The organism is Microbacterium sp. K35 (assembly GCF_004794375.1).
Taxonomy (GTDB): domain Bacteria; phylum Actinomycetota; class Actinomycetes; order Actinomycetales; family Microbacteriaceae; genus Microbacterium; species Microbacterium sufflavum.
Map to the genome: position 1 here is coordinate 1 of NZ_SSDM01000315.1, position 2,633 is coordinate 2,633.

Here is a 2,633-nt window from a genome sequence, read left to right on the forward strand (position 1 = left end):
GAAGCTGCTGGCGCCGCCAGCCGTGACCGCGCGGGCGTCGCCAGCAGCTTCGCCGACACGAACGCCACCAGGCGGGCGACCGCCGGCACCAGGAACGCCGCGGCGATCGCGTAGCCGAGGGCCACCAGCGGCATCGTCCACGCGAGCTCCCACGACGTGACCGGATACGGCGAACCCACCGGGTCGTCGGCCGGCGCGAACTGCCAGTACCACGTGACGGCGAGGGTGTTCACGGCCGAGACGGGAAGCGCGAGCGTGAGCAGCGACAGCCACATCACGGGGAACGCGTGCACCGTGAGCCACAGGGCGTCGCGGGCCGTGGCGCGCGAGAAGGCGAAGCGCAGCCGCTCATCGATCGTCGAGCCGCGGGGCAGCGTGCGCGCGAGCGGCGGAAGCTCCTCACCCCGCCGCCGCCCGATGCGCCGCCGGTTCACGTCGCTCCACCGGTGCAGCACCTGCACGGCCTGCGGCATCAGCAGCACACCGCCCGTGATGAGCATGAGCGGCAACAGCACCAGGATCACGCAGAACAGCCCGAGGGAGACGACCGACGCCCCGAGCTCGACCCCCAGATACCCGGCGTCGCGCAGCCACCGGCGCCCCCATCCGTCCTTCACCCTGCCAGTCTGCCGGAGCAGAGTGCGCGGCACGGTATAGCCAGCTCCACCATCGATCGGGGACCGGGCGGGATGGGGCCGCCCGCTCGGTGTTCCTAGCGTCGAAGCATGACCACCACACCCCCTGCGCCGCTCGTCGAGGCGGCACCCACCGAGGCCCTCCGCCTCTCCGGACTCGTCAAGGCGTACGGCTCCGGCGCCGCGCGCGTCACCGCTCTCCGCGGCGTGAACCTGGCCATCGCGAAGGGCTCCTTCACGGCGATCATGGGGCCGTCCGGCTCGGGCAAGAGCACGCTGCTGCACAGTGCAGCGGGGCTCGATCGTCCGACCAGCGGCACCGTCCACCTCGGCGGCACCGAGATCTCCGCCCTGAAGGCGCGCCAGCTCACGACGTTCCGCCGCGACCACGTCGGCTTCGTGTTCCAGGCGTACAACCTGCTGCCCGCGCTGACCGTGGAGGACAACATCACCCTCCCGCTGCGGCTGGGCGGACGCGCCATCGACCACCGGTGGCTCGAGACACTGCTCGACGCGGTGGGGCTCGCGGACCGACGCCACCGCCGACCCGCCGAGCTCTCCGGCGGCCAGCAGCAGCGGGTGGCCATCGCCCGCGCGCTCATCACCCGCCCGCACGTGGTGTTCGGCGACGAGCCGACCGGCGCGCTCGACTCGCGCACGGGTGCCCAGGTGCTCGACCTGCTCGCCCACACCGCGCGGGAACTGCACCAGACCGTGGTCGTCGTCACGCACGACCCCGTCGTCGCCTCGCACGCGGACCGGGTGGTCTTCCTCGCCGACGGCGCGTTCGCGGGACACCTCGACGGCGCCACCGCGCAGGAGATCACCGCCCGCATGAGCACGCTCGGGGAGTGGTGATGGCCGCCGCGTCGCTCGGCCTCGGACGGCTCGTCCGCGCCGACCTGCGCCACCACCGGCGCAGCCTCGCCGGAGTGTTCGTGGCGATCTTCGTCGCGAGCGCCCTGGTCACCGGGCTCGGCGTGCTCGTGGAGTCGGGCATCCGCGGCGGCCTCGCCCCGCAGCGCTACACGGCAGCCGAGGTCGTGGTGGGCGCCGTGCAGCAGGTCGACGTGCCGGAGGACCTGCCCGTGGCACTGCGCGAGCGCGCGCCGCTGCCCGCCGACGCCGCCCGCGAGATCTCGGAGCTGCCCGGGGTCGAGGCCGTGGTCGCCGACGTGACCGTACCCCTCGCGGCCTCGGGAGCCCCGGATGCGACGGCGGTCGTGGAGGCGCACCCCTGGGCGGCGTCGGCGCTCACGGGCTTCACGCTCAGCGACGGCCGCGAGCCCGCCGAGGCCGAGGAGGTCGTGGTCACCGCGGACTCCGGGCACGCGGTGGGCGACACCCTCTCCCTCGCGCACGGCGGTGAGCCGGCGGACTACCGCGTCGTGGGCGTGGTGACCGCGCCCGTGCCGCCCGAGCGCGGGGCGGCCGTGTTCCTCACGGGCGACCGCATCGCCGAGCTCGACCCGCATGGCGGCGCCCCGCAGGTGCTCGGCGTGTTCGTGGAGGACGAGGACGCTGAGGCCGTGGCGACCGCCATCGGCGAGGCCCTGCCCGGGGTGGTCGCCCGCACCGGCGACGCCCGCGGCGACGTGGAGTTCCTCGACTCCGGCGCCGCCCGCACGATGCTCGTCGCGATCGGCAGCGCCTTCGTCGGCACGTGCATCCTCGTGGCGCTGTTCATCGTGGCGGGCACGCTGTCGCTGTCGGTGCAGGCGCGACGGCGGGAGTACGCGCTGCTCCGGGCGGTGGGCGCGACACCGCAGCAGGTGCACGCGCTGATCGCCCGCGAGGTGCTCGCGGCGGCCGCGGTCGCCGCGGTGCTCGGCCTGGCTCCGGGCTACCTGCTCTCGACGGTGCTGCAGACCGCGTTCGTGGCCGGAGGGGTGATCCCGGGCGACTTCGCGCTCGCCGTGAGCCCGATCCCCGCGGCCGGTGCTCTGCTGCTGGTGCTCGGCGCGGCGTGGGGCGCGGCCCGGATCGCGGCGCCGAGCA

At 74.7% G+C, this 2,633-nt stretch carries 3 protein-coding genes; 2 read left to right on the forward strand and 1 reads right to left on the reverse strand.

Annotated features, from left to right (window positions below):
* On the reverse strand, nucleotides 1-617 hold a 617-nt coding region (locus tag DW299_RS12470; protein WP_205814393.1), incomplete at its 3' end, for a sensor domain-containing protein.
* A 108-nt stretch (nucleotides 618-725) separates the two neighbouring features.
* On the opposite strand from DW299_RS12470, the gene DW299_RS12475 reads away from it, so the two are divergent.
* Both DW299_RS12475 and DW299_RS12480 read left to right on the forward strand, forming a co-directional pair.
* A complete protein-coding gene (locus tag DW299_RS12475) occupies nucleotides 726-1,493 on the forward strand; it encodes an ABC transporter ATP-binding protein (protein ID WP_136036776.1) in 768 nt (255 codons plus the stop codon).
* Nucleotides 1,493-2,633 (forward strand): ABC transporter permease (locus tag DW299_RS12480; RefSeq protein ID WP_136036777.1); only part of this gene is annotated, 1,141 nt, incomplete at its 3' end. The genes DW299_RS12475 and DW299_RS12480, both read left to right, overlap by 1 nt.